This window comes from Loktanella sp. DSM 29012 (assembly GCF_900110705.1).
Lineage (GTDB): Bacteria > Pseudomonadota > Alphaproteobacteria > Rhodobacterales > Rhodobacteraceae > Loktanella > Loktanella gaetbuli.
The window spans coordinates 788,451-814,297 of the sequence record NZ_FOEJ01000001.1 but is presented as its reverse complement, the minus strand read 5'-3'; the positions used below and the strand labels follow the sequence as shown (position 1 = coordinate 814,297).

Annotated in this window: 23 protein-coding genes; 18 read left to right on the top strand and 5 right to left on the bottom strand. The window is 61.2% G+C overall.

The window, feature by feature from the left end:
* Nucleotides 1–25 precede the first annotated feature (25 nt).
* The 3 genes from topA to BMX27_RS04040 all read left to right on the top strand — a co-directional run bounded on the left by topA (nt 26) and on the right by BMX27_RS04040 (nt 4,125).
* On the top strand, nt 26–2,647 hold the full coding sequence (gene topA / locus BMX27_RS04050) for a type I DNA topoisomerase (RefSeq protein ID WP_090158565.1): 2,622 nt from the start codon (nt 26–28) through the stop codon (nt 2,645–2,647).
* A 147-nt stretch (nt 2,648–2,794) separates the two neighbouring features.
* Nucleotides 2,795–3,499, top strand: coding sequence for a CoA transferase subunit A (locus BMX27_RS04045; protein WP_090158564.1), 705 nt, complete (start codon nt 2,795–2,797; stop codon nt 3,497–3,499).
* Nucleotides 3,499–4,125, top strand: a complete 627-nt coding sequence (locus BMX27_RS04040; protein ID WP_090158563.1) for a 3-oxoacid CoA-transferase subunit B — start codon at nt 3,499–3,501, stop codon at nt 4,123–4,125. Before BMX27_RS04045 ends, BMX27_RS04040 begins: the two co-directional genes overlap by 1 nt.
* On the opposite strand, the gene BMX27_RS04035 is transcribed toward BMX27_RS04040, so the two are convergent.
* On the bottom strand, nt 4,126–4,956 hold the full coding sequence (locus BMX27_RS04035; RefSeq protein ID WP_090158746.1) for a lytic transglycosylase domain-containing protein: 831 nt from the start codon (nt 4,954–4,956) through the stop codon (nt 4,126–4,128).
* Nucleotides 4,957–5,326: 370 nt separating this feature from the next.
* Here BMX27_RS04035 and BMX27_RS04030 point away from each other — a divergent pair, with 370 nt between their 5' ends.
* The 15 genes from BMX27_RS04030 to pdeM all read left to right on the top strand — a co-directional run bounded on the left by BMX27_RS04030 (nt 5,327) and on the right by pdeM (nt 20,553).
* Nucleotides 5,327–5,539: a Flp family type IVb pilin gene (locus BMX27_RS04030; protein ID WP_056032922.1), complete on the top strand. Its 213-nt coding sequence runs from the start codon at nt 5,327–5,329 to the stop codon at nt 5,537–5,539.
* A gap of 190 nt (nt 5,540–5,729) precedes the next feature.
* Nucleotides 5,730–5,888 (top strand): hypothetical protein, encoded by a 159-nt coding sequence (locus BMX27_RS16795; protein ID WP_177172638.1) that lies wholly within the window; start codon nt 5,730–5,732, stop codon nt 5,886–5,888.
* Nucleotides 5,889–5,940: 52 nt separating this feature from the next.
* The gene (cpaB, locus tag BMX27_RS04025) at nt 5,941–6,816 is read left to right on the top strand and encodes a Flp pilus assembly protein CpaB (protein ID WP_090158562.1); all 876 of its coding nucleotides are present in this window, start codon (nt 5,941–5,943) and stop codon (nt 6,814–6,816) included.
* A 198-nt stretch (nt 6,817–7,014) separates the two neighbouring features.
* Nucleotides 7,015–8,439: a type II and III secretion system protein family protein gene (locus BMX27_RS04020; protein WP_090158561.1), complete on the top strand. Its 1,425-nt coding sequence runs from the start codon at nt 7,015–7,017 to the stop codon at nt 8,437–8,439.
* A 14-nt stretch (nt 8,440–8,453) separates the two neighbouring features.
* Nucleotides 8,454–9,104, top strand: coding sequence for an OmpA family protein (locus BMX27_RS04015; protein WP_256212388.1), 651 nt, complete (start codon nt 8,454–8,456; stop codon nt 9,102–9,104).
* A 224-nt stretch (nt 9,105–9,328) separates the two neighbouring features.
* Nucleotides 9,329–10,591: an AAA family ATPase gene (locus BMX27_RS04010; RefSeq protein ID WP_090158559.1), complete on the top strand. Its 1,263-nt coding sequence runs from the start codon at nt 9,329–9,331 to the stop codon at nt 10,589–10,591.
* Between the two features lie 11 nt (nt 10,592–10,602).
* Nucleotides 10,603–12,069 carry a CpaF family protein gene (locus BMX27_RS04005; RefSeq protein WP_090158558.1) on the top strand — a complete coding sequence of 489 codons (1,467 nt, stop codon included), beginning with the start codon at nt 10,603–10,605 and terminating at the stop codon, nt 12,067–12,069.
* Nucleotides 12,070–12,074: 5 nt separating this feature from the next.
* The gene (locus BMX27_RS04000) at nt 12,075–13,040 is read left to right on the top strand and encodes a type II secretion system F family protein (RefSeq protein WP_090158557.1); all 966 of its coding nucleotides are present in this window, start codon (nt 12,075–12,077) and stop codon (nt 13,038–13,040) included.
* Between the two features lie 8 nt (nt 13,041–13,048).
* On the top strand, nt 13,049–14,041 hold the full coding sequence (locus tag BMX27_RS03995; protein ID WP_090158556.1) for a type II secretion system F family protein: 993 nt from the start codon (nt 13,049–13,051) through the stop codon (nt 14,039–14,041).
* Between the two features lie 14 nt (nt 14,042–14,055).
* The gene (locus BMX27_RS03990) at nt 14,056–14,604 is read left to right on the top strand and encodes a tetratricopeptide repeat protein (protein ID WP_090158555.1); all 549 of its coding nucleotides are present in this window, start codon (nt 14,056–14,058) and stop codon (nt 14,602–14,604) included.
* A 26-nt stretch (nt 14,605–14,630) separates the two neighbouring features.
* Nucleotides 14,631–15,470 (top strand): tetratricopeptide repeat protein, encoded by an 840-nt coding sequence (locus tag BMX27_RS03985; RefSeq protein WP_090158554.1) that lies wholly within the window; start codon nt 14,631–14,633, stop codon nt 15,468–15,470.
* A gap of 2 nt (nt 15,471–15,472) precedes the next feature.
* Complete coding sequence (locus BMX27_RS03980; protein WP_090158553.1) at nt 15,473–15,967, top strand: prepilin peptidase; 495 nt, start codon at nt 15,473–15,475, stop codon at nt 15,965–15,967.
* Nucleotides 15,968–16,072: 105 nt separating this feature from the next.
* Entirely contained in the window at nt 16,073–17,383 is a 1,311-nt protein-coding gene (locus tag BMX27_RS03975; protein ID WP_090158552.1) for an ATPase, read from the top strand.
* Between the two features lie 36 nt (nt 17,384–17,419).
* Complete coding sequence (locus BMX27_RS03970) at nt 17,420–19,819, top strand: ligase-associated DNA damage response DEXH box helicase (RefSeq protein ID WP_090158551.1); 2,400 nt, start codon at nt 17,420–17,422, stop codon at nt 19,817–19,819.
* A gap of 38 nt (nt 19,820–19,857) precedes the next feature.
* Nucleotides 19,858–20,553 (top strand): ligase-associated DNA damage response endonuclease PdeM, encoded by a 696-nt coding sequence (gene pdeM / locus BMX27_RS03965; protein ID WP_090158550.1) that lies wholly within the window; start codon nt 19,858–19,860, stop codon nt 20,551–20,553.
* Here the strand turns inward: pdeM and folD are convergent.
* The 4 genes from folD to ftsH form a co-directional block, all read right to left on the bottom strand.
* Nucleotides 20,498–21,376 (bottom strand): bifunctional methylenetetrahydrofolate dehydrogenase/methenyltetrahydrofolate cyclohydrolase FolD, encoded by an 879-nt coding sequence (folD, locus tag BMX27_RS03960; RefSeq protein ID WP_090158549.1) that lies wholly within the window; start codon nt 21,374–21,376, stop codon nt 20,498–20,500. The genes pdeM and folD overlap by 56 nt on opposite strands.
* 72 nt (nt 21,377–21,448) lie before the next feature.
* Entirely contained in the window at nt 21,449–23,125 is a 1,677-nt protein-coding gene (locus BMX27_RS03955; RefSeq protein ID WP_090158548.1) for a formate--tetrahydrofolate ligase, read from the bottom strand.
* Between the two features lie 96 nt (nt 23,126–23,221).
* Nucleotides 23,222–23,803 (bottom strand): MOSC domain-containing protein, encoded by a 582-nt coding sequence (locus tag BMX27_RS03950; RefSeq protein ID WP_090158745.1) that lies wholly within the window; start codon nt 23,801–23,803, stop codon nt 23,222–23,224.
* Between the two features lie 66 nt (nt 23,804–23,869).
* Nucleotides 23,870–25,780 (bottom strand): ATP-dependent zinc metalloprotease FtsH, encoded by a 1,911-nt coding sequence (ftsH, locus tag BMX27_RS03945; RefSeq protein WP_090158547.1) that lies wholly within the window; start codon nt 25,778–25,780, stop codon nt 23,870–23,872.
* Between the last annotated feature and the right edge of the window lie 67 nt (nt 25,781–25,847).

Genomic DNA, 25,847 nt, shown 5'->3' with positions numbered 1-25,847 from the left:
TATCGTCCGAATATTAAGGATTCCCATGCCCGTCGTCGTTGTCGAATCCCCCGCCAAAGCCAAGACAATCAACAAGTATCTGGGCAGTGACTACACTGTGCTGGCGTCCTACGGACACATCCGCGACTTGCCGCCCAAGAACGGTTCAGTCGACCCTGACAACGATTTCGACATGATCTGGGAAGTCGCGAGCGACTCGAAAAAACACATCAAGGCGATCGTCGACGCGCTGAAAAATGACCCCAACCTGATCCTTGCCACCGACCCCGACCGCGAGGGCGAGGCGATCAGCTGGCACCTTGAACAGGAATTGAACAACAAACGCGGCCTGAAAATCCAGAGCGCGTCGCGCGTGGTTTTCAACGCGATCACGAAAACAGCCGTCACCGAGGCGATGAAGAATCCGCGCCGTGTGGATGCGCCACTGGTCGAGGCCTATCTGGCGCGGCGTGCGCTGGACTATCTGGTGGGATTCAACCTGTCGCCCGTCCTGTGGCGCAAGCTGCCCGGTGCGAAATCAGCGGGTCGTGTGCAGTCGGTCACGCTGCGCCTGATCGTCGAGCGCGAGATGGAGATCGAGGCGTTCAAGAACCGCGAGTTCTGGACGGTCAAGGCCGTGCTGACGAACGCGCGCGGCCAATCCTTTGAGGCGCGATTGACGACCCTGGCAGGCAAGAAGCTGGACAAGTTCGATCTGGCCGATGCAACGCAGGCCGAAATGGCCGTCCAGGCGGTCAACAGCCGCGACCTGACCGTGCAATCGGTCGAGGCAAAACCCGCGACCCGCAATCCCAGCCCGCCCTTCATGACCTCGACCCTGCAACAAGAGGCCAGCCGCAAGTTCGGCATGGGCGCGAAACATTGCATGAGCGTGGCGCAGCGGTTGTATGAGGCCGGTCTGATCACCTACATGCGGACCGATGGCATCGACATGGCCCCCGAGGCCGTGACCGGCGCGCGTGAGGCCATCAGCGCGAAATTCGGCAAGGAATACGTGCCCGCCGAGGCCCGCATCTACAAGAACAAGGCCAAGAACGCGCAAGAAGCGCATGAATGTGTCCGCCCGACCGACATGATGGTCAGTGTCGATGACGCCAAGATCGCGGATGCCGACCAGCGCAAGCTGTACGATCTGATCTGGAAACGGACGCTGGCCAGCCAGATGGCGGCTGCACGTCTGGAACGCACGGTCGTGGAAATCGGCAGCGCGGACGGTCAGGTCGGGTTGCGCGCCAACGGTCAGGTCATGATGTTTGACGGTTTTCTGCGCGTCTACGAAGAAGGCCGCGACGACACCCCGGACGAAGACGACAAACGTCTGCCGCAGATCGATCAGGGCGAGAAAACCGCCAAGCAGTCGGTCGACAGCGAGCAGCATTTCACCCAGCCGCCGCCCCGCTATACCGAGGCGACGCTGGTCAAGCGCATGGAAGAGTTGGGCATTGGCCGTCCGTCAACCTATGCCAGCATCGTGACCACCATTCAGGATCGCGGCTATGTCGAAAAAGACCGCAATCGCCTGATCCCGCAGGACAAGGGGCGGCTGGTAACGGCGTTCCTGTCGAACTACTTTCACCGCTATGTCGAATACGACTTTACCGCCGATCTGGAAAACCAGCTGGATGCGGTCAGCGCGGGCGATGCCGACTATAAAAAGGTATTGGAACGGTTCTGGCGCGATTTTTCGGCCGCCATCGCGGAAACCGCCGATCTGCGCATCGGCGAGGTGCTGGACAAGATCAACGAGGTGCTGGAACCGCATCTGTTCCCCCCGACCGAGGACGGCAGCGATCCGCGTCTGTGCCCCAACTGCGGCGAAGGGCGGCTGTCCATGCGTACCGCGCGGTCTGGCGGCGCATTCATCGGCTGTTCGCAATATCCCGAATGCCGATACACGCGCCCCTTTGGTCCGCCCGACCCCGAGGCAGAGGCCAGTGCCATTCCCCCCGACGGCAAGCTGCTGGGCGAGGATCAGGGCGACGAGATCCGCATCTTCAAGGGGCGTTTCGGCCCCTATGTGCAGCGTGGTGCTGCAACCGAGGAGACGCCGAAACCACCGCGCCAGTCCGTACCGGCCGCATGGGAACCAGAGGCGCTGACGCTGGAAGAAGGCGTGCGCCTGCTTGCCCTGCCGCGCCTGATAGGCACGCACCCCGAGGATGGTGTGAACGTCTGGGCAAACATCGGGCGATATGGCCCCTATATCAAACATGCCGACACGACGTCGCACAAGGGCGGCACGAATGCCAACCTGGAAGACCTGGAGGACGTCTGGACCGTCGGCATGAACCGTGCGGTGCAGCTGTTGGCCGAAAAGGTCGCCAGCCGTGGCGGGCGCGGCAAGGCTGCCGTGCCGATCCGCGAGCTGGGCGAACACCCGGAGGCAGGCGGCGCGGTCAATATCTACGACGGCAAATATGGCCCCTATGTCAAATGGGAAAAGATCAACGCCACGATCCCCGATACGGTTGAACCGGCCGATCTGACCATGGCGCAGGCGGTCGACCTGATCGACGAACGCGCGGCCAAATCCGGCAAGAAGGTCACCAAGAAAAAGGCCGTGCCGAAAAAGGCACCGGCCAAGAAGGCCGCCGCCAAGAAGCCTGCCGCGAAAAAGAAAACACCCGCCAAGAAATCCGCCGACTAGGCTGGATCATAACGCACCCGCCCTGCGATGCCGGGGCGGGGATGCGGGCATTATTTGTTTGCGCGGAGACCACGCGTCAACAGCATCACGTTGACACTTGGGCGCCCCCGCGCCAGTTTCTTGCAAACTGGTTTGCCGGAGGGATCCATGAAGAAAGTCTATAGCTCTGCGCGCGAGGCCCTTGATGGGCTCTTGTTCGATGACATGCTCATCGCCGCTGGTGGATTTGGCCTGTGCGGGATTCCCGAACTGCTGCTGGCCGCGATCCGCGACGCCGGCACAAAGGGTCTGACATTTGCGTCCAACAACGCGGGCGTCGATGATTTCGGGATCGGCATCCTGTTGCAGACCAAACAGGTGCGCAAAATGATGTCGTCCTATGTCGGTGAAAATGCCGAATTCATGCGCCAGTACCTCGAGGGGGAACTGGAGGTCGAATTCAATCCGCAAGGCACGCTGGCCGAACGGATGCGCGCCGGTGGCGCGGGTATCCCCGGTTTCTATACGAAAACCGGTGTCGGCACCCAGATTGCCGAAGGCAAGGACCACAAGGATTTCGACGGCGAAACCTATATCATGGAGCGCGGGATCGTCGCCGATCTGGCCATCGTCAAGGCGTGGAAGGCCGATGACACAGGCAACCTGATTTTCCGCAAGACGGCACGCAATTTCAACGTCCCCGCCGCGATGTGCGGCAAGGTCTGCGTCGCAGAGGTCGAGGAAATCGTGCCGCGCGGATCGCTGGACCCTGATCACATCCATCTGCCCGGCGTCTATGTGCACCGTATTGTGCAAGGCACGCACGAAAAGCGTATCGAACAGCGCACTACGCGCAAAAAGGAGTCCGCATAATGCCCTGGGATCGCAATCAGATGGCCGCGCGTGCGGCAGAGGAACTGGAAGACGGGATGTATGTGAACCTTGGCATCGGGATTCCGACGCTGGTGGCAAACTATACCGGCGACAAGGATATCACCCTGCAATCCGAAAACGGAATGCTGGGGATGGGGGCGTTTCCGTTCGAAGGTGAAGAGGACGCAGACGTCATCAACGCGGGCAAGCAGACGATCACCGAACTGGACCGCACGTCCTATTTCGACAGCGCCACCAGTTTCGGCATGATCCGGGGCGGCAAGATCGCCTGTGCGATCCTGGGAGCCATGGAGGTGGCCGAAAACGGCGATCTGGCGAACTGGATGATCCCGGGCAAGCTGGTCAAGGGCATGGGCGGCGCGATGGACCTGGTTGCGGGTGTCAAACGTGTCGTCGTCGTCATGGATCACCAGAACAAGAAGGGTGAGTCCAAACTGCTGAAGGCCTGCACCCTGCCCCTGACGGGTGCGGGTGTCGTGGACCGGGTGATCACCAACCTGGGCGTGTTCGACGTGGTCGACGGCGGTCTGAAGATCATCGAATGTGCCGATGGCGTGACCGAGCAAGAGTTGCGCGCCGCAACCGAGGCCACGATCATCAACTGATCAGCTAGAGGTGTTCACCGCGAACACGCAACCGTCGCTGACCAGCTCTGGCGGGGTCAGGCACAGGTTGCGGGCAACGTTGAACGCGGCCAGCACCTTTGGCACGTAGCCACGGGTTTCAGGAAAGGGCGGGACGCCATTGGCGTCCCGGACCGACCCCTCGCCGGCGTTGTAGCCTGCGAGGACCAGAATGGGGTCACTGTCGAAATGGCCCATCAACCAATCCAGATAGGCCACACCGCCCCGGATATTGTCCGCCGGTGACAGGCTGTTGGAGACCTTGAACCGGGCGGCAGTGTCCGGCATGAGCTGCATCAGACCTTGGGCCCCTGCCCGGCTGACGGCATCCGGGCGGCCACCACTCTCGACCGAGATGAGGGCCAGCACCAGAGCGGGCGACACCTTTGTGCCGACCGTGGCACGGATGATGTCGATCCCGTGCACGCGGGCAATATCGTTGAGCGTTTCCAGCCGCGGTTCGGGCACTGCGGCACCCTGGGGTGGATCCGCCATCACGCGTAGGGCTTCTTGCAGACGGCCGGGCCCTGTATCCGCACGATCAGGCGACACCGTTGACCAGAACCAGTCAAGCCCGGACGGCCGCGGCAGCGCGACCCCGGCCACGATATCCTCTGGCTGGGCCTGCGATTTTGGGAATGTTGTCGCAGAGGGTGCGCTGGGATCGATCTGAATGGTCAGACGCCGTGCACCTGCCTCGGGCAGGCCCACACGTTTGAAGGTAAAGTCCGGTTGCAGTCGATCCTGCGCGCACACGGGTGCCGACAGAACTGCCGCAAAGGCCGCCGCCCCGCAAAGTCGCGTCACGTTCATCATAACATTGTCCTGCCCGCCGATGCGTTTGGTGCATCTGTTTTGTCGAACTGAACCATTTTTTGCGGCTGATTGATACCGGTGGCGAAACAGTCCGCCACGAGCGCGGCAAATTGGTCGCAATATGTCACGTAAAGTCGGAGTTTATAAAGGTATTATACATTTTTATTTTCAACATTATCAGTAGCTTAGATAATTTTCGTGCGGTTTTTTTAGGCGGCCTGAAAAAGCACCAGACAGGTCCAAATGATGACGCATTCCGACGGCTATAAGTGTTCATCCAAGACGGGGAGCGGGCCAAGAAGAGGCCGGCGCGCTAAGATCCGGCAAGGGATGCAAACCAGCTAAACCCCTGAGGAGGGACTACAAAATGATGAACTTTATCAAAGCTTTCTACAACGACGAAGACGGTGCAGTGACGGTTGACTGGGTCGTTCTGACCGCAGGTATCGTTGTTCTGGGTGTGGCAGTCGGCGCAAAGGTCGCTGGCGGTGCAAACGCAATGGCCGACAACATCGCAACCGAGCTGTCCACCACCACCGTTCCCGACATCACGTTCGGCGCTGGCGGCGAAGAAGGCTAAGCGACGCCTGAACGGGTCATTCCACGACCTGGTTCCCTGGGGCCGCGCCGTTTCGGCGCGGCCCTTTGTCTACTTGGAGGTCTGCGTTTCACCACAATCCCATCGGTTTGAAACAACAATACCCCCGCGAGGACATGCTCATGCCACTTTGTCGCATCATGCAGGTTCAATATAAGCGAGAGTAGGCAACATGAATTTTTTGAATGACGAAGACGGTGCGGTGACAGTCGACTGGGTCGTATTGACCGCCGCGATTGTATTGCTGCCGATCGCTGCCGCGTTGGCAGTGGCAGGCGGCGCAGGTGACCTGACGACGGAAATCTCAAGTTCCCTGACGGTCGCCGAATAACGGCAAGAACGATCGAACTGTTTTCGATCACCAATAAACGAGAGGCAAGGCAATGCGTGTAGTTTTCGGATTGGTTCTGATCCTGGGCATGGGACTGGCAGGCTTTGCCGTCTTTATGGTCCGCGGATACATGAGCGACCAGCAGGTCGCACTGCAAGAAGAGCGAGCGCGCGCCGCACAGGTCATCGAGACCGTCAATGTGCTGGCCGCAAACAAGTCGCTTTCGTTCGGTGATCCCCTGACTGCGGATGACGTGGTCTATGTGAAATATGCGACCGAATATCTGCCAGAAGGCACATTCACCGAAATCACGGACCTGTTCCCCGAAGGCCCGGAGGTCGTGCGCAGTCTGATCCGCCCGATCGAGGCCAACGAAGTCATTTTGATGACCGACACCACCGAGCCCGGTCAGATTGCCAGCATCACGCAGGAATTGAACCCGCTGATGCGTGCATTCACGATCCGCGTTGACGCATCGACCGCAGTATCCGGTTTCCTGCGCCCCAACGACCGCGTTGATGTCTATTGGACAGGACGCGTGGCAGGCCGCAACAGTGCGGAGGAAACCCACCTGATCGGCAGCTCGATCCGTCTGATCGCCGTGGACCAAAGCACTGACAGAAACCGGTCCCGGACATCAATCCCAAGCACGGTGACAGTCGAAGTCATCCCCTCGGACGTGGCCCGCCTAGCGCAGGCACAATCCGAAGGCCGATTGAGCCTGGCATTGGTTGGCAAGGGCAACGAGGAATCGTCAGTCCCCATCGGCGATCAGGCCATTTTCCTGCCTGAACCGCCAGAGGAAGAGGTCCAGGTCGTCGAGGCACCTGTCGCAGCCCCGGCACCCGTTGCAGCCCCGGAACGGTGTTTCACGACCGTGCGCCGCGGCACCGAAGCCGTCCAGACCGAAATCGCCTGCTCGAACTGATCCTTGTCGTCTGGCCGTCCCTCACGGGGCGGCCAGACGCCTTTTTACGCAGGACAGTTTGTCCCGCTGTTGCCCACAGCCCACATCAGGTTCGCAAGGCAAGTCATTGATTCTTGCAATATTAGCGACCGTCCGTCATAGATGGTCGTAATGACGGAAAATAATTTCCGCTGGTCGTGATCCGAGAGGCAGGTCACAATGAGCTACAAAACGACGATCAAGGCCGTTTTTGCGTGCCTTTCCCTATCTTTGGTACACGTTCCGGACGTGGCTGATGCGCAAAACCTGCGTGTCTTGCGTGGTGCGCCGTCCAGCGCGCTGGCCGTCCCCATGAACCGCGCCATCGTGGTCGAAAGCGACGAGCCCTTTACCGAACTCTCTATTGCGAACCCAGGCATCGCCGACATCCTGTCGCTGTCGGACCGCACGATCTATTTGCTGGGCAAAGAGCCCGGCCGCACGACGATGACGATTCTGGGTGTCGATGGACGCCTGATCAGCAACGTCGAGGTGCAGGTCACCCCTGATATTGCAGAATTCAAAGAACGGCTGGAACAGATCCTGCCGGGCGAGCCAATCGAAGTGCGCACCGCCAACAACGGCATCGTGCTGTCCGGCACGGTCAGCTCGATCGCGCGTCTGGATCGCGCACTGGAACTGGCCGAACGTTACGCGCCAGAGCGGGTGTCCAACCTGATGAGCGTCGGCGGCACCCAGCAAGTCATGCTGAAAGTCCGTTTCGCCGAGATGCAGCGGTCGGTTTCCAAGTCGCTGTCGTCCTCTATCGCAGCACAGGGCACATCGCTGGGCGGTGATCTGGGTCTGTCCGGCGGAACCGGTTCACTGGTCGGCAATGCAGCGGTCCAGAACACGTTCACCGGGTCCACTCCTGCCAGCAATGCCAACAACGGTGCGTTTCTGTTCGGGTTCAACGCTGGCGGAGTCGAAGTCGGCATCCTGCTCGAAGCACTCGAGAGTCGCGGCGTCGTGCGCACGCTGGCCGAACCCAACCTGACCGCATTGTCCGGCCAAGAGGCAAAGTTCCTCGCTGGTGGCGAATACCCCGTTCCCGTGGCGCAGGAAGGCGGCCAGATCGCCGTCGAATTCAAACCCTTTGGTGTGGAACTGAACTTTACCCCACGGGTGGTTGATGGCGACATCATCAATCTAGAACTGATCGCGGCCGTCTCCTCGATCGATCCATCCAATGGGTTTACGTCCAACGGTTTCACCGTCGACGCATTCCGCCGGCGTGAAACATCCACCACGGTGGAAATGCGTGACGGCGAAAGCTTTGCCATCGCGGGTCTGTTGTCGGACGATTTCACCGATCTGAACGGTCAGGTGCCGTGGCTGGGTGACATCCCGGTTCTGGGCGCATTGTTCCGGTCTGCCGAATATTCCCGCCAGCAAACGGAGCTGGTCATCATCGTCACACCGCATCTGGTCACACCGACCCGCGGCGAGGCGTTGGCGCTGCCCACGGATCGCATTCAGCCGCCGTCGGAAAAGGACTTGTTCCTGTTCGGCCGTGTTTCTGCCGCCAACGCCCCGCGGAGCGGCGGTGCAGGCGAGGTCGCCCGTCAGGACTTTTCCGGGTCCTACGGATACGTGATGGATTGATGGGAGCCGTGGCCATGAAAACGACGTTGATCCTGGGCCTGGCGGCGTTGACCGTCGCGGGCTGTTCCAACAGACCCGCCGGCATGTTCCCCGATGAAATTGCAGCGGCCCAAGCGGTCGACGCGCAATTCGGTGCCGCAACGGCGGCGAATATTCAGGCCATGACGAACCCGCAGCAGGCGACTGATGCACTGGCCGTTCGTTTCGCGACCGAAGTCGAAAGCACCGTTACCTTTCCGTTCAATTCCAGTGTGTTGACACCGCAGGCGCAGGCCGTGCTGCAACAGCAGGCCAACTGGATCCGGCAATTCCCCGAAATCCGGTTCCGTGTCTATGGCCACACCGATCTGGTCGGCTCGGCCGCCTATAACGAACGTCTGGGACGCGACCGCGCCAATGCCGTGGTGGCCTATCTGGCGACCCAAGGGATCAGCCGTAACCGGCTGGAGGCCCTGGTGTCATTCGGCGAAACACGACCCGTCGTCGCCACCCAGCAGCCAGAGATGCGCAACCGGCGCACCGTGACCGAGGTGTCCGGCTTTGTTGCCGGGTCACCGATGCTGCTGAACGGCAAATACGCGCAGGTCGTGTTCCGTGAATACGTGCTGAGCGCCGTGCCAACGACCGAAATATCGGCCACCGAAGGTGGTGCCGGGGGCGAATAACCCCCCTACCGGGCGGAACAGTGTTCCGCCCCGTCTGCCATCGTCGCCAAATACCGCACAATGACGATGAATTTGACCCAATCTTGCCCAGATTGCCCGTCATATCCTGATCATTAGGATCGTTCCCCCCTTTGGGCGGGGACATGCGATCCGGGTCGGATGTGCGGGATCAACACCGCTTCATGCTTGCCCGGACCGCGTCGCAGTAATGAGGACGGCAGGCAATGAATAACGCAGCAGCAGCGGCACTGATTGACAGCACCGAATTGATCGCATGCACCGTAAGCCGGGATGTGCAGGTCTTTGACCTGCTGATCGAGGACATGGAAACTGCGCTGGGCGAACGTTGGGGCGACCTGCGTTTTGACGAGGCGCTGGCCTTTCTGAGCCAACCGGAAGCGGCGGAGCTGCAATTCCTCGCCGTTGCGATGGACGCCGAGGACGAAGAGGATCTGGACCAGATTTCCGACGTCGTGCGCGCCGCCCGCGATCAGGGGATCAAGGTGATCCTGATTACCGAGGATGTGTCTCCGACCACGTTGCACCGGCTGTTGCGCGACGGTGGCGATGAATTCGTCCCCTACCCTCTGCCCGAAAACGAATTGTCACAGGCCATCGACCGGGTTCTGGCCCCGCCGCCCGAAACGCCTGCTGCACCCCCCGCGCTGGTGGATGAGCCCAAGGCCCTGAAACCGACCGGCACCCACGAGGCTGTGCTGATCGCCGTGCACGGCATGGCCGGCGGAACGGGTGCGACCACATTTGGCCTGAACCTGGCGTGGGAACTGGCCAACGTGAACAAAAAGGGCGAACAGCCGCGTGTCTGCGTGCTGGACCTGGATCTGCAATACGGCAGCATGTCCACCTACCTGGACCTGCCGCGCCGCGAGGCCGTGCTGGAACTGCTGTCTGCCACCGACATGATGGACAGCACAGCGTTCATGCAGGCGCTGGTTTCCTTTGATGAAAAACTGCACGTGCTGACAGCGCCCAGCGACATGGTCCCGCTGGAACTGATCGACACGGACGACGTGGGCCGCCTGCTGGAAATGGCCCGAACGAATTTCGACTACGTCATCATCGACATGCCCACGGCGATGGTGGAATGGTCGCAGACCGTGCTCGAGGCATCGCATGTCTATTTCGCGATGCTGGAACTGGACATGCGGTCGGCGCAAAACACGCTGCGCCTGAAACGGACGCTGCAATCCGAGGATCTGCCATTCGAAAAGCTGCGGTTCGTCATGAACCGGGCCCCCGGATTTACCGATCTGTCAGGCAAGGCACGGGTCAAGCGCATGGCCGATTCACTGGGCATCCCCATCGAGGTCATGATGCCCGACGGCGGCCGCCAGGTCGCACAAAGCTGCGATCACGGCACACCGCTGGCCGTCGCGGCCCCCAAGAACGCCCTGCGCAAGGAACTCGCGAAACTCGCGGCATCCGTCCATGCGGTCAATAAATCCGAAGCAGCGGACGCTGCCTGAAAGGTGAACTGATGTTTTCCAAATATAAGAAACCAGGCGACGCAGGTGCACGGACCGAAAAGCCGGTCCTTGGCAAAGCGGCCCCCAAGCCCGCACCCGCGCCTGTCCCCGTCGCAACACCGGCTGCGGTCGAAAAGGTCAGCCTGATGAAACCGCGCGCGGCGCGTCCGGCAGAGGTGCCCGCCGCCGACCGCGAGAAAAAGCGCAAGGAGCGTCTGGGCGAGATCAAGCTGGAACTGCACAAGGCGCTGCTGGACAACCTGAACCTGGCCGCGCTGGAAAATGCATCCGAAACCGATCTGCGCAACGAAATCAACGCGATCGCGACCGAATCCCTCGAAGAAATGGGAATCGTCCTGACCCGCGACGAACGGGTGACCCTGTCACAGGATCTGTTTTTCGAGGTGACGGGTCTGGGACCGCTGGAAACCCTGCTCAAGGATGACACCGTCAACGATATCCTGGTCAACGGTCCGCAACAGATTTTCGTGGAACGCGCGGGCAAGCTGGAACTGACCGACATCACGTTCAAGGACGAAAAGCACCTGCTGCGGATCATCGACAAGATCGTGTCCGCCGTGGGCCGGCGTGTTGACGAATCCAACCCCTATGTCGACGCGCGCCTGGCCGATGGGTCGCGTTTCAACGCGATGGTGCCGCCCGTGGCCGTGGATGGCAGCCTGGTGTCCATCCGTAAATTCAAGAAGGACAAGCTGGGGATCGACGATCTGGTCGCCTTTGGCGCGTTCTCCGAGGAAATGGCCGCCTACCTGCAGGCCGCTGTCGCGACCCGTCTGAACGTCATCGTGTCGGGCGGTACGGGTTCGGGTAAGACCACGACGCTGAACGCGCTGTCGTCCTTTATCGACAACAGCGAACGTATTCTGACGATCGAGGATACGGCCGAACTTCAGCTGCAACAGACCCATGTGGGCCGTATGGAAAGCCGCCCGCCCAACGTCGAGGGCAAGGGTGGTGTCAGCCAGCGGGACTGTCTGAAAAACGCGCTGCGGATGCGCCCTGACCGGATCATCGTGGGTGAAACCCGCGGCGAGGAAGTCATCGACATGTTGCAGGCCATGAACACCGGCCACGACGGGTCGATGACCACGATCCACGCCAACAGCGCCCGCGACGGTGTCAGCCGTCTGGAAAACATGATCGCGATGGCGGGTATCGAGATGCCGATCAAGGCGATGCGCAGCCAGATTTCATCGGCTGTGAACCTGATCGTGCAGGCATCCCGTCTGCAGGACGGTTCGCGTCGCATGACATCTATCACCGAAATCACCGGGATGGAGGGCGACGTCATCTCGATGCAGGAAATTTTCAAGTATCAGCGCGTCGGCCTGACACCGGAAAACAAGATCATCGGTCATTTCACGGCGACTGGCGTGCGCAGTCACTTTTCCGATCGTTTCAAACTGTGGGGCTACGACCTGCCGCCGCAGATCTTTGAACCCATGGCCGCGGAGTAATCATCATGATTTCAATGGAACCCATCATCTATGCCGTGATCTTTGCCGCCGTTCTGGCGACGGTTCAGGGCGTGTATCTGGTCATTTTCGGCAAATCCATTTCGATGGACGGCAAGGTCAACCGCCGTCTGGACATGCTGGAAAAAGGTGGCAACCGCGAAAAGGTGCTGGAACAACTCCGCAAGGAGATGACCCAGCACATGCGATCACAGCGCATTCCGCTGTACTCGATCCTCGCGACCAAGGCGCAAAAGGCCAATATCGCATTCACACCGTCGCAGATCATCATGCTGATGGCTGGCGTCAGCGTCATGGCCTTCATCGGTCTGTCGGTGGCCACCAGTGTCGAGGCCCCCACCCGCGCGGTCGTCGCGGTCGCGATGGGGATTGGCGCGGTCTATACCTGGATCAACGGCAAGGCGACCAAGCGCACGGCCATGCTGGAAGAACAGCTGCCCGAGGCAGTCGAACTGATGGTGCGATCGCTGCGCGTCGGCCACCCCTTTGCGTCTGCCGTGGCGATCGTCGCGCGCGAGGTGCCCGACCCGCTGGGCACTGAAATGGGGATCGTGTCGGACGAGGCCGCCTATGGCCGGGACATGGGCGAATGTCTGAAAACGCTCGCCGAACGGCTGGACATGCAGGACATGCGGTTTCTGGCCGTGGCCGTGACCATTCAGGCCACATCGGGCGGCAACCTGGCCGAGGTACTTGACGGTCTGGGCAAGGTGATCCGTGCGCGGTTCCGCCTGTTTCGCCGGGTCAAGGCGATCACGGCAGAAGCCAAATGGTCCGGCAAACTGCTGTCGGGTTTCCCGATCCTGGCACTGGTGGGCATCAACCTTGTGCAACCGGGCTATTATGACGAGGTCATGGATAAACCGATCTTTATCCCGGCCTGTCTGGTTGTTGCCGCGTTTCTCATCGTGAACCTGTTCGTGATGAAAGCCCTTGTGAACATTAAAGTTTGAGGTCTGACATGAGTTTTCTGGAATACGCGAATACCACGATCACCGATATGCTGGGCCCCTTTGGTCTGGTGATGCTGCTCGGGGCCATTGGTTTCACAATGGTCGTCGCAACGTTGCCGGTCCTGCTGAAAAAGGAAGAGGACCCGCTGGATCGCCTGAAGGCAGCGAACCAGCCACCCAAGCCCGACAAGTCAGACAACAAACGACAGCGTCTGCGCGAGGAAAAGAAAAAGGATCAGCTGGAAAAATACGCGACCTTCCTCGAGCCGCAGGACGAGGAAGCCTATTCCGCGATGAAGCTGAAGCTGCTTCAGGCGGGCTACAAGAGCCGCAACGCGGTGCGCAATTTTCATTTTGCAAAGTTCGCCCTGGGGATCATCGGCCTGATCCTGGGATGTATCTATGCCTATCTCGACTCGCTCACCAACGAAGAGCTGACTGGTCAGGCGGTGGCATTCATGATCGTGATCCCCGGTTTTGCCGGCTACATGTTCCCGATGTACTGGATCACCCGCCGTCAGGCGACGCGGCAGCAGAATATCGAGGACGGGTTTCCCGACAGCCTCGACCTGATGCTGGTCTGCGTCGAGGCCGGTCAATCGCTGGATCAGTCGATCATGCGCGTCGCCCGCGAAATGAAATCGGGTTTCCCCGATCTGGCGGGCGAATACGAAATGGTGTCGCAGGAACTGAAGGCCGGCAAGGACAAGGAATCCGTCATGCGCGACATGGCAGAACGCTGCGGCACGCCGGACATCACCAGTTTCGTGACCGTCCTGATCCAAAGCCAGCAATTCGGTACATCCATTGCTGACGCACTGCGCGTCTATGCCGGCGAAATGCGCGATAAACGCGTGATGCGAGCCGAGGAAAAGGCAAACAAGCTGCCGACCAAGATGACGCTGGCCACGATGATGTTGACGGTGCCGCCGCTACTGCTCATCTTGATCGGACCCTCGGTTTACGCCATGGGTGACATTCTGGGATCTGCTGGCGGCTAAGAGGAACAGGACACATGATCGGTTGGCGCAGTTTGGCACTGGCGGGTCTGTGTTTCCTGATGACCGGCTGCGGATTTTTCGATGAACCCGAACAGCCGGTTTTCGCGCCCGGTATTGCCGGCGAGGCGGAAACCGACGGGCTGGTGGTCGGCCACCGCCTGATGGCCGCCGGGGAATACGAACTGGCCCTGCGCGCCTACACCCGCGCCGCCGCACGCGATGGCCTGAACGTCGATACATTGTCGGCACTGGGGTCCGCCAACCTGCGATTGGGCCGCCTGGGTCAGGCCGAAGACCTGTTGCGCCGCGCCGCAGAAGATGCCCCAGATTTCCCGCCGGCCTGGAACAATCTGGGCGTTCTGCTGATGGAACAGGGCAAATTCGCCGAAGCCGCCGAGGTTTTCCGTCGCGCTTTTGCCACGGATAACGGGAATTCGGACGCTATTCGCCAGAACTTGGCCTTGGCGCTCGCCAAACGCGATGGCGCGATTTACGCTGACAGCCAACAGAACCAGTTTCAACTGGTCGTCAGGGACGATGGTGTGACCGTCGAACCGCTCTGAGGCAGTAGCAGCAAAGGACGCAAAAAATGCGCCACCCTATTCTGATCGCCCTGGCCGGGACCCTTGTCCTGTCGGCTTGCGCCAAGAACGGCGATGCCGAAGTGCAACGCGCCCTCCAGGATCTGAACGTCGTCGACGAAACCAATCTGAATGACGTGATGCTGACCGTCGGTGATCCCGACGAGGCCGTCCGTTATTTTGCCGGGGCCAATGCCAATGATCCGGGCCGGGTCGACCTGATGCGGGGACTGGCGAAATCGCTGGTCCGGGCTGGTCGCGCCACCGAGGCGATCACCGCATGGAACAACGTGATTGCCCATCCCCAATCCAACAGCGACGACCGCGTGAACCTCGCAGATGCGCAGATCCGCGCCAACCAGTGGGACGCCGCCGCTGCCACGCTGAATGCGATCCCGCCCACCCACGAAACATTCGACCGCTACAAGCTGGAGGCCATGGTCGCCGACAGCAAGAAACAGTGGGACAAGGCCGATTCATTCTATCAGACCGCTGCCGGCCTGACGACGACACCCGCCGGCGTGATCAACAACTGGGGCTTTTCCAAGCTGACGCGCGGCGATTACGCGGGTGCCGAACGCCTGTTCACCGACGCGCTGCGCCAGGACAGCACGATGTTCACCGCGAAAAACAATCTGGTGCTGGCTCGCGGGGCGCAGCGCCGCTACGACCTGCCCGTCATTCCGATGACGCAGGTGGAACGCGCGCAATTGCTGTACACGATGGCCCTGACGGCGATCAAACAGAACGATCTGACCATCGGCAAGGGTCTGTTGACCGAAGCGATCGACACACATCCCCAGCACTTTGAGGAAGCCGCCCGTTCGCTGCGCGCGCTTGAGGCGTGATCATGTTGGCTCTGCCTACGACCGCCGCGCTGCTGTTCCTGATACCCGCCATCCCGATTTCGATCTGGGTCGCGTTCAGGGACGTCTCGACCATGAAAATCCCGAACAAGGCCGTGCTGGCCCTGTTCGCGGCCTATGCCGTGCTGGGATTGGTCGCATTGCCGCTGGACGTCTATCTGTGGAACTACCTGCATCTGGTCGTGATGCTGGTCATCGGCATCTTGCTGAACATGACAGGCTGGCTGGGGGCGGGTGACGCGAAATTCATGGCCGCCGGTGCGCCGATGGTCGCGGCCGGCGATATCAGCGCGATGATGCTGATGTTGTCCGCCTGCATGATCATCGGGATCATCCTGCACCGTCTGCTGCGTCTGACACCCTTGCGCGCCCGCTATCCCCATTGGGAAAGCTGGACATCTGGCAATCGTTTCCCGATGGGCCTGCCGTTGGCGATGGCGCTGACGCTGTATCTGGGACTGGCGGCCTTTGGCGGCTGATCTGCCCCAGCCTGACACGAATTTGTCCATCATTCGGCCATAAAGCCCCGCCATGCATTGACCCATAGGCGGGGGTGCGACCCTGCCAGCAGCCAGGGTCATCCAATGAACATGCAAGTTTCCGGCGTCGTCGCGCCGCCCCGCCCTAAAACGCTGAGCGAGATGAAGCTGGCGCTGCCGATGATGCGCGACATCCTGATCAAGTCGATGTTCCGCACCAACCTGACCGAGGCGGCCGCCATCGCCAAGGTCATCTGCCTGCCGATCAACGTCACGCAGGAACTGATCGACATCGCCCGCAGTCAGCTCTTGCTCGAGGCGACCGGCACGCTGTCGGCGTCGTCGGGGTCCGAGATGGGCTACCAATTGACCGACGCAGGCCGAAATCGCGCGAACGAGGCGCTGTCCCAGTCAGAATACTACGGTGCGATGCCGGTGCCGCTGTCGGTCTATCACGAACAGATCAAACGCCAGTCGATCCGCAATATCCAGGTCACCCGCGACCAGTTGACCGGCGCGATGGGCCACCTGATCCTGCCGCCCGCGCTGATCGGAAACCTGGGCCCTGCCGTCAGTTCCGGCCGGTCGATCCTGATGTATGGCCCGCCGGGCAACGGGAAATCGTCCATCTCGAACGGGATTCGCGACGCCATGGGGGACAAGATCTATGTCCCGCGTGCCGTGGAATATTCGGGCCAGATCATTTCGGTCTATGACCCCATCGTGCATTCGCAGGCCGAGGCCGATGAACAGGACCCCAATTCGCTGCGCCGCACGACGGGCATGTTCGACACGCGCTACGTGCGCTGCGAACGCCCCACGGTCATCACGGGGGGTGAATTGTCGCTGGACATGCTGGATCTGGTCTACAACCCCGTGGCGCGGACCTATCAGGCACCGCTGCAGATGAAATCGACGGGCGGCATCTTCATCGTCGACGACCTTGGCCGTCAGGCCGAACCGCCGCAAGCGCTGGTGAACCGCTGGATCGTCCCGCTGGAGGAAAACAAGGATATCCTGGCACTGCAATCGGGCGAAAAATTCGAGGTGCCGTTCGATACGCTGGTGATCTTTTCCACCAACTTTCACCCCAATGCAATTTTCGACCAGGCCGCGTTGCGCCGGATTTTCTACAAGATCAAGATCGACGGCCCCAGCCAGTCCGATTTCCTGAAAATCTTCTCGCTTGTCGCGCGCAAGAAAAAGATGCCGCTGGATGAGGGCACGCTGCTGCATCTGCTGAACAACCTCTACCCGACGATCGACAACGTCTATGCGAACTATCAGCCCGTATTCCTGATCGACCAGATGATCGCGATCTGCGAATTCGAGGGCATCCCCTATCAGATGACGCCTGAACTGATGGACCGCGCCTGGGCCAATATGTTCGTCAAGGACGAGGATATCGTCCGCTGACTTGACGACGGGCACCCTGAGCTACACCTAGGGGGGATGAACCTCCCCCCTGTCTTTCATGATTGGTTTGCCGCGCGCGGCTGGTCCGTGCATCCGCACCAGCAGGACATGCTGGACCGCGCCGATGCCGCGTCGCTGCTGCTGATCGCGCCGACCGGCGGCGGCAAGACATTGGCGGGGTTTCTGCCCACACTGGCGGAACTGGCGGACGGCGGACACGACGGGTTGCATACGCTCTATGTGTCGCCGTTAAAGGCACTGGCCGCGGATATCAAACGCAACCTGCGCACCCCGATCGACGAGATGGGCCTGCCGATCCGGGTCGAGGACCGGACGGGCGACACGACCGCCACCGCCAAGAAACGCCAGCGCGCCGACCCGCCGCACATCCTGCTGACCACGCCGGAAAGCCTGGCTCTGCTGACATCCTACGAGGACGCGCCGCGCATGTTCGCAGGACTGCAACGTATCGTCGTGGACGAAATTCATGCACTGGCGGAATCCAAAAGGGGCGATCAGCTGATGCTGGCACTGTCGCGCTTGCAGGCCATGTGCCCGAACCTGCGCCGCGTCGGCCTGTCCGCCACGGTCGAGGACCCTGCCGCCATCGCCCACGGCCTCGCCTGTCATCCTGATCCTTGCGAAATCCTCTATGCCGATCCCGGCCCCGACCCCGATATCGCGATGCTGGTGACCCGGGAACGTCCGCCCTGGTCCGGCGGCAATGCCCGCCATGCGATCCCGGCGGTGCTGGAACAGGTCAAACAGCACAAGACGACACTGATTTTTCACAATACCCGCGCACAGGCAGAGCTGTTTTTCCACAACCTCTGGCTGGCCAACGACACCGATCTGCCCATCGGCATCCACCACGGCAGTCTGGACCGTGCCCAGCGGGAAAAGGTCGAATCCGCGATGGTGCGCGGCGATTTGCGGGCGATTGTCTGTACGGGCAGTCTGGATTTGGGCATCGATTGGGGCGACGTGGATCTGGTGATCCAGATTGGCGCGCCGAAAAACGTCAAACGCCTGATCCAGCGGATCGGACGCGCAAACCACCGCTACAACGCCCCATCAAAGGCGCTGCTGGTGCCCGCGAACCGGTTCGAGGTCGTGGAATGCGTGGCCGCACTCGAGGCCGCGCGGGCGCATGATCTGGACGGCGACCCCAAAGGGGCGGGTCCGCGCGACGTTCTGTGTCAGCACATTCTGATCCGGGCCTGCGCCGGACCGTTCGACGCGGACGACCTGTTTACCGAGGTGCAAACGGTCGGCGCATTCTCCAGTCTGACACGGGCGGAATTCGATGATTGCCTCGATTTCTGCGCCACTGGCGGCTACGCCCTGCGCGCCTACGACCGCTGGAAACGGCTGCTGCTGCGCGATGGGTTATGGTATCTGCGCGACCCGCGTGCCGCCCGCGATATCCGCATGAACATCGGCACCATTCAGGACGCCGACCGGCTCAAGGTGCGGCTGAAGGGTGGGTTCAAGCCATTGGGCGAAGTCGAAGAGGCCTTTGCCGCGCAGCTGACCAAAGGCGACACATTCCTGATCGGCGGCGAAATCGTCCGTTACGAGGGCCTACGCGAGGTCAGTGTCGAGGTGACGCGCCGCGCCGACAAGCCGCCCAAGATCGCGACATTCATGGGCACCAAATTCGCCACATCCACGCAATTGTCACAGCGCGTGCTGCGCATGTTCCAGCAGGACGACTGGCCGCAACTGCCCGGCCACACGTCCGATTGGCTGCACATGCAGCGTCGGGTGTCCAAACTGCCCGAGGCCGATCGCATTCTTGTCGAATCCTTTCCACACAACGATCGCGCACATACCTGTTTCTACGGCTTTGCCGGGCGCAACGCGCAACAAACGCTGGGTCTGCTGCTGACCAAACGGATGGAAGAAGAAGATCTCGATCCGCTGGGGTTTGTCGCGACCGACTATGCCACGCTGGTTTGGGGCCTGAATCCTGTGACCGATCCTGCGCCGCTGTTCGTCCGCGATGCGATGCTGGACGGGTTCAATGACTGGCTGGGCGGCAATGCGGTGATGAAACGCACCTTTCGCGCCTCGGCCACCATTGCGGGGCTGATCCAGCGCAATCTGCCACAGGCCCGCAAATCCGGGCGGCAGGCGACATTTTCGTCCGACATCCTGTATGACACGCTGGCGAAATACGATCCCGACCACCTGATGTTGCAGATCACCCGCGAAGAGGCGCTGCGCGGCCTCGTGGATTTTGGCCGGATCGAGGAAATGCTGACGCGCACCGCAGGCCGTGTCGATCACGTAACGCTGAACCGCCCGACCCCGCTGGCAGCGCCGATGTTGCTGGAAATGGGCCGCATCCCGATCAAGGGTGCGGGTGCCGAACGCCTGATGGAAGACACCGCGGCACAACTGATGCGGGACGCCGGGCTGGCCGATCTCTAGCGCTTGCATCGCCCGACAAAGCGCGGCAGGAACGGACCATGAACGCCTACACCTTGACCTTTTGCGACACCACGCTGCGCGCCCTGGCATCGGGTGCGCTGTGGTGGCCGGATCAGCGTCTGTTGTGCGTGTCGGACCTGCATCTGTGCAAATCCGACCGCGTGGCACGCCGGTCTGGCCAGATGCTGCCCCCCTACGAGACGCGCGAGACGCTTGCGCGTCTGGCCGCTGACATAACAGCCTGTGATCCGACGACGGTCATCTGCCTGGGCGACAGTTTCGATGACTTGCTGGCGGCAGAAACCCTGTCAGCCGAGGATGCGGGCAGTCTGACAGCGATGCAGGCGGGCCGCCAGTGGATCTGGATCGAAGGCAATCACGACCCCGGCCCGGTGGAATTCGGTGGCACACATCTGGCCGCCTATCACTGCGGCCCGCTGGTCTTTCGCCACATCGCCACGGCACAGCCGGGCGAGGTATCAGGCCACTACCACCCGAAATACGCGATCCCCGGCGCGGGGTCCGCGCGGCCCTGTTTTCTGTTCGACCGCAGGCGGCTGATCCTGCCGGCCTTTGGGGCCTACACGGGCGGTCTGCGTGCGACCGATCCCGTGTTGGCAGCGTTGTTCGATCGGCCCTGCGCGGTGCTGACCGGCAGGCGTGCGATTGCCGTGCCGGTTACGCCGTCAACCCGTCCGGTTCCGCCAGGTCGTTTGCGCGGCAGCAGGCCGTAACCGTGTTGGCAAGCAGGCAGGCGATGGTCATCGGGCCGACACCACCGGGCACGGGCGTGATGGCCCCTGCGACCTCTGCCACGGGCGCATAATCCACGTCCCCGACCAGACCATCGTCCGTGCGGTTGATGCCCACGTCGATGACCGTGGCCCCCGGTTTGATCCAACCGGCCCCAACCATCCTCGGCCGTCCGACGGCGGCCACGACGATATCGGCACGGCGGACCACCTCGGCCAGATCACGGGTCCGCGAATGGGCGATGGTCACGGTGCAGCTGTCGCCCAGCAGCAGTTGCGCCATCGGCTTGCCCACGATGTTGGACCGGCCAATAACCACGGCATTCATGCCCGACAGATCACCGTGATGGTCACGCAGCATCATAAGGCACCCCAGCGGCGTGCAGGGGATCATCGCCTTTTGCCCGGTGGCCAGCAGACCGACGTTCGAGATGTGAAAGCCGTCGACATCCTTGGCGGGGTCGATCGCGGCCAGAACCTTGGCCTCTTCCATGTGTTTTGGCAGTGGCAGCTGCACGAGGATGCCGTGCACCTCTGGATTGGCGTTCAGGTCCGCGACCAGTCGCAACACGTCATCCTCGTCTGCATCCGCATTGAGGCGGTATTCCAGCGACAGCATGCCGACCTCTTTGGTCATCTTGCCCTTCATCTTGACGTAAACCTGACTGGCAGGGTCTTCACCGACCAGCACCACCGCGAGGCCGGGGGTGATCCCGTGTTCGTCCTTCAGTCGCGCCACATGGGTGCCGACCTTTGCGCGCACCTTTGCGGCAAATGCCTTTCCATCAATCACGGTCGCCGTCATGTCATCACCTCTGCTTGGGACGGTGGGCGGGGTGCCTTGCCCCCATTACGGGGGCAATAGCGCCGGACGGCGTCAGAACAAACCCTCGATTTCACCTCTGGCGTTCAATCCGATGGATTCAGCCGCGGGAACGCGCGGCAGGCCGGGCATTGTCATGATATCACCGCAGATCGCAACGATGAAACCGGCCCCGGCGGACAGGCGCACCTCGCGGATGGGGACGGTATGTCCCCGTGGTGCGCCGCGCAGGTCGGGATCCGTGCTGAACGAATATTGTGTTTTTGCCATGCAGATCGGCAGGTGTCCGAACCCCTGCGCCTCCCATTGTGTCAGCTGCGCGCGGATTTTGGCGCCCGCTGCGATGCCATCGGCGTGGTAGATGCGGGTCGCAATTGTCTCGATCTTGTCCAGCAAGGGCATATCGTCGGGATAGAGCGTCTGGAACCGGGCCGTCCCGGCATCCGCGATGGCGGCCACGCGGGTGGCCAGATCGCGGGTTCCATCTGATCCCTCGGCCCAGTGGCGACACAGGATCGCCTCTGATCCCTGACCCGCAACATAGGCCGTGACCGCGTCGATTTCGGCCTGCGTGTCGCCGCTGAAATGGTTGATCGCCACCACGACCGGCACCCCGAAACCCTGCACATTGGCGATATGCTGGCCAAGGTTCGCACACCCTGCCTGCACGGCGGCGACGTTTTCGGTGGCCAGATCAGTCTTGGCTATGCCACCGTTCATTTTCATGGCGCGCACCGTGGCGACCAGGACGACGACTGCGGGCGACAACCCGGCCTTGCGGCATTTGATGTTTAGAAACTTTTCCGCCCCCAGATCAGCCCCGAAACCGGCCTCTGTCACGACATAATCCGCAAGCTTGAGCGCGGTCGTGGTCGCGGTCACAGAATTGCAGCCATGTGCGATGTTGGCAAAGGGGCCACCGTGAACAAAGGCCGGGTTATTTTCGAGGGTCTGCACCAGGTTTGGCTGCATCGCGTCGCGCAGCAGCACCGTCATTGCCCCATCCGCCTTGATCTGGCGACAGGTGATGGGGGTGCGGTCGCGGGTATAGGCCACGATGATGTCGCCCAGACGTTGTTGCAGATCGTCCAGATTGCGCGCCAGACAGAGGATCGCCATGACCTCGGACGCAACCGTGATGTCGAACCCGGTTTCGCGCGGAAACCCGTTCGACACACCGCCCAGCGACACGTTGACCTGCCGCAGCGCTCGGTCGTTCATGTCCAGCACCCTGCGCCAGACGATACGGCGGATGTCGATATCCAGCGCATTGCCCCAGTAGATGTGGTTGTCGATCATTGCCGCCAACAGGTTGTGGGCGCTTGTGATCGCGTGGAAGTCCCCCGTGAAATGCAGGTTCATGTCCTCCATCGGGATGACCTGCGCATATCCGCCACCTGCGGCACCGCCCTTCATCCCGAAACACGGGCCCAATGACGCCTCGCGGATGCAGATCGCGGCCCGTTTGCCGATGGCACACAGGCCGTCACCCAGCCCCACGGTCGTCGTCGTCTTGCCCTCGCCTGCGGGGGTCGGGTTGATCGCGGTGACAAGGATCAGTTTGCCATCGGGTCTGTCCTGAACACTATCGATAAAGGTTTGGCCGACCTTTGCCTTGTCATGGCCGTAGGGCACCAGATCGTCCGGGCTGATTCCCAACTTTGCGCCAATCTGCTGGATCGGCAATTTCCGAGCGGCGCGGGCGATGGCAATGTCGGACATATCGGTCATGGCGGGCCTTTCACTGAACTGCGTTCCTCGCAGCCTAAGCAGGGTGCGCAGCAAAAGCGTCTGTTTTTCGACAGATCCGCCTGAAAAAGCGTCGGTTCAGGGTCGCCATGCCCGCTGGTTCGGGACATGCAGCGTGATGACATCGCCCATGGCCAGACGGCCGGGGCGTTCGACCCATGCGGTCACGCCGCGCCGTCCTTTTGCGGCGGCCTTGAACCCCTTGCCGTGGCCGGGGCGCGTCTCTTCGATGGTTTTGGCCACCAGCGTACACGGCGCATTCTGCATATCGACGGTCAGCGTTGTCCCGCCTTGTGACTGAAGGCGGGCAGAAGGCGGGATATGGCTGAAATCGGCGATCCCCTCGATGACAAGCGATGCGCCCAGCCAGGCCGGATCGACCTGTTCCAGCCCCAGATCATCCGCAATCATCGCAAGTTCTTCGGCACTGACGATGGAAACCTGCCGCACATTGCGGATTTCGGTGCCCTTGGGATACTGCGTCGTCACGCGCACGCAGCTTGGCCGGGTCAGACCGGCGTGTACCTCGCCTACGGCACCCGAAAAATCCAGATCCATCGTCGTGACGGGCTGGCCTGCGATTTCCGCCCGTTCACGGTGCGGCACCCGCCCCATCCAGACGATGCGCCCCGTGTGTTCTGTTTTGACCAGTTGCGGCATTTCATCCCCCTGCCCCATAGAAAAAGGCCCCGCACGATCCGCGCGGGGCCTTCAGCTTTGTCCGGATCACGCGGTGGGTTCTGGTTCCATACCGCTGTCACCGCTTGGCTTTTTCTTGATCTTTGGCACCGACGGGATCGCATTGCCACCCGACGGGGGCGTATCATCCATGTCCTCGCCACGGTTCAGCGTTTCACCCGCGATGACGCGCGTGATCTCGTTGCCGGTCAGGGTTTCGTATTCCAACAGCCCCTGCGCCAGACGTTCCAGATCGTCACGTTTTTCGGTCAGGATACGCTTGGCTGTTTCATAGCCCGTCTGCACCAGTTCCTTGACCTTGTCATCGATGATCTTTTGCGTATCGGCAGAGTGGTTTGTGCCACCGCCGTAGTTACCCAGATAGCTGGACTGTTCGTTGGCGTAATCCACGAAACCCAACTCTTCAGCGTAGCCGAACTGCGTGACCATGGCGCGCGCGATTTTCGACACCTGCTGGATGTCCGACGCGGCGCCAGAGGTTACGTTTTCCTTGCCAAAGACCAGCTCTTCGGCAACGCGGCCACCCATCGCCATCGCGATTTTCGAGGTGTATTTCGTCCAGCTGACGCTCAGCTGGTCGCGTTCCGGCAGGGACAGCACCAGACCCAGCGCACGACCGCGGGGAATGATCGTCGCCTTGTGGATGGGATCATGCTGCGGCACGTTCAACCCGACGACGGCGTGGCCGGCCTCGTGGTAGGCTGTCAGCTTTTTCTCGTCCTCGGTCATGACCATGGACCGACGTTCCGCCCCCATCATCACCTTGTCCTTGGCGGATTCGAAATCCGTCATGGTGACAAAGCGGCGACCGACGCGCGCGGCCATCAGCGCGCTTTCGTTCACCAGGTTTGCAAGGTCCGCGCCAGAGAAACCCGGCGTACCGCGCGCAATGATGCGCAGATCGACATCGGGGCCAAGCGGCACCTTGCGGGCATGTACGCCAAGGATCTTCTCGCGGCCCTTGATGTCGGGGTTCGGCACCTGCACCTGCCGGTCAAAGCGACCGGGACGCAGCAGCGCGGGGTCCAGCACGTCGGGACGGTTGGTGGCGGCGATGATGATGATACCTTCGTTCGCCTCGAAACCATCCATTTCGACCAGCAGCTGGTTCAGCGTCTGTTCGCGTTCGTCGTTCCCGCCGCCGTATCCTGCGCCACGGGACCGGCCCACGGCGTCGATTTCGTCGATAAACACGATGCAGGGCGCGTTCTTTTTCGCCTGTTCGAACATGTCGCGGACGCGGGATGCACCCACACCGACGAACATTTCGACGAAATCAGAGCCCGAGATCGTGAAGAAGGGCACGCCAGCCTCGCCTGCGATGGCACGCGCCAGCAGCGTTTTACCAGTGCCCGGAGGTCCGACAAGCAGCGCACCCTTGGGAATCTTGCCGCCCAGACGGCTGAATTTCTGCGGATTGCGCAGGAATTCGACAATCTCTTCCAGCTCGTCCTTGGCCTCGTCGATGCCTGCAACCTCGTCAAAGGTGACGCGGCCATGCTTTTCGGTCAGCAGCTTGGCCTTGGATTTGCCAAAGCCCATCGCACCACCTTTGCCGCCGCCCTGCATCCGGTTCATGAAATAGATCCAGACACCGATCAGCAGCACAAAGGGCAGCAGACCGATCAGAAAGGATTGCAGACCGGACTGTTCTTGGCTTTGCGCCGTCACAGGAATGTCCTGCGCGATCAGCAGGTTGGTCACTTCGGCGTCGCCGGGACGGATCGTGACGTAGTCGCGCCCGTCGGTTCCGCGATAGCGAACCTGTTCGCCATCCAGCGTGACGCTGGCGACCGCGTCGTTTTCAACGGCGCTGACGAATTCGGAATAGCTCTTGGTGTTGCTGGCGCTGGTTGCCGGGTTGCTGAACAGGTTGAACAGCGTCAGGACCAGCAGGAACAGAACGACCCAAAATACGATATTACGTGCGTTGCCCAAAACGAGGCTCCTCCGACGGCGAATGGTGCGACGCGCGGGACGGCGTCACGATGTACTTAAAATAGAG

What these genes read in the sequence shown, in the direction of transcription:
- topA (WP_090158565.1), top strand. Translation starts at nt 26, where the DNA reads ATGCCCGTCGTCGTTGTCGAATCCCCCGCCAAAGCCAAGACAATCAAC.
- BMX27_RS04045 (WP_090158564.1), top strand. Translation starts at nt 2,795, where the DNA reads ATGAAGAAAGTCTATAGCTCTGCGCGCGAGGCCCTTGATGGGCTCTTG.
- BMX27_RS04040 (WP_090158563.1), top strand. Translation starts at nt 3,499, where the DNA reads ATGCCCTGGGATCGCAATCAGATGGCCGCGCGTGCGGCAGAGGAACTG.
- BMX27_RS04035 (WP_090158746.1), bottom strand. Translation starts at nt 4,956, where the DNA reads ATGAACGTGACGCGACTTTGCGGGGCGGCGGCCTTTGCGGCAGTTCTG.
- BMX27_RS04030 (WP_056032922.1), top strand. Translation starts at nt 5,327, where the DNA reads ATGATGAACTTTATCAAAGCTTTCTACAACGACGAAGACGGTGCAGTG.
- BMX27_RS16795 (WP_177172638.1), top strand. Translation starts at nt 5,730, where the DNA reads ATGAATTTTTTGAATGACGAAGACGGTGCGGTGACAGTCGACTGGGTC.
- cpaB (WP_090158562.1), top strand. Translation starts at nt 5,941, where the DNA reads ATGCGTGTAGTTTTCGGATTGGTTCTGATCCTGGGCATGGGACTGGCA.
- BMX27_RS04020 (WP_090158561.1), top strand. Translation starts at nt 7,015, where the DNA reads ATGAGCTACAAAACGACGATCAAGGCCGTTTTTGCGTGCCTTTCCCTA.
- BMX27_RS04015 (WP_256212388.1), top strand. Translation starts at nt 8,454, where the DNA reads ATGAAAACGACGTTGATCCTGGGCCTGGCGGCGTTGACCGTCGCGGGC.
- BMX27_RS04010 (WP_090158559.1), top strand. Translation starts at nt 9,329, where the DNA reads ATGAATAACGCAGCAGCAGCGGCACTGATTGACAGCACCGAATTGATC.
- BMX27_RS04005 (WP_090158558.1), top strand. Translation starts at nt 10,603, where the DNA reads ATGTTTTCCAAATATAAGAAACCAGGCGACGCAGGTGCACGGACCGAA.
- BMX27_RS04000 (WP_090158557.1), top strand. Translation starts at nt 12,075, where the DNA reads ATGATTTCAATGGAACCCATCATCTATGCCGTGATCTTTGCCGCCGTT.
- BMX27_RS03995 (WP_090158556.1), top strand. Translation starts at nt 13,049, where the DNA reads ATGAGTTTTCTGGAATACGCGAATACCACGATCACCGATATGCTGGGC.
- BMX27_RS03990 (WP_090158555.1), top strand. Translation starts at nt 14,056, where the DNA reads ATGATCGGTTGGCGCAGTTTGGCACTGGCGGGTCTGTGTTTCCTGATG.
- BMX27_RS03985 (WP_090158554.1), top strand. Translation starts at nt 14,631, where the DNA reads ATGCGCCACCCTATTCTGATCGCCCTGGCCGGGACCCTTGTCCTGTCG.
- BMX27_RS03980 (WP_090158553.1), top strand. Translation starts at nt 15,473, where the DNA reads ATGTTGGCTCTGCCTACGACCGCCGCGCTGCTGTTCCTGATACCCGCC.
- BMX27_RS03975 (WP_090158552.1), top strand. Translation starts at nt 16,073, where the DNA reads ATGAACATGCAAGTTTCCGGCGTCGTCGCGCCGCCCCGCCCTAAAACG.
- BMX27_RS03970 (WP_090158551.1), top strand. Translation starts at nt 17,420, where the DNA reads ATGAACCTCCCCCCTGTCTTTCATGATTGGTTTGCCGCGCGCGGCTGG.
- pdeM (WP_090158550.1), top strand. Translation starts at nt 19,858, where the DNA reads ATGAACGCCTACACCTTGACCTTTTGCGACACCACGCTGCGCGCCCTG.
- folD (WP_090158549.1), bottom strand. Translation starts at nt 21,376, where the DNA reads ATGACGGCGACCGTGATTGATGGAAAGGCATTTGCCGCAAAGGTGCGC.
- BMX27_RS03955 (WP_090158548.1), bottom strand. Translation starts at nt 23,125, where the DNA reads ATGACCGATATGTCCGACATTGCCATCGCCCGCGCCGCTCGGAAATTG.
- BMX27_RS03950 (WP_090158745.1), bottom strand. Translation starts at nt 23,803, where the DNA reads ATGCCGCAACTGGTCAAAACAGAACACACGGGGCGCATCGTCTGGATG.